The following is a 342-nucleotide window of genomic DNA, read 5'->3' on the forward strand; positions in this document are numbered from 1 at the left end:
GTCATTAAGCTTTTGTTCGACTCCAACAGCTCGTTGAGATAACCCGCCTGTTTGTCTGTCAAATTATCTCTGTTTTTGAGTAAGACCCAGCGCCCCCGTTTCACCCGTTTTCGGGCTGGTTTGTCGTGCTTAAGTTGATTAGCCTGGTCAACCCTGACTCGGTCGATGACTTCACGGCCATACTTGGCAACAACATGGAACAAGTCGTAGACCACTTTGGCTTGGGGACAGTGCATCTGTACCTCCAAGTCAAAGGCAGTATTCATATCCATAGCAACGGCTTCAATCTGTTGGCAGTACTGACCCAACTTAACGAAAAACGGCCGGATAGCTTCTCTACTG

At 48.2% G+C, this 342-nt stretch carries 1 protein-coding gene; it reads right to left on the bottom strand.

The annotated features are described in order from the left end of the window. The coding region (locus RC73_RS19750) for a transposase (protein WP_039036227.1) at nucleotides 1-342 on the bottom strand (342 nt) is incomplete at both ends.

It is taken from the genome of Shewanella sp. ECSMB14102 (assembly GCF_000813075.1).
Lineage (GTDB): Bacteria > Pseudomonadota > Gammaproteobacteria > Enterobacterales > Shewanellaceae > Shewanella > Shewanella indica.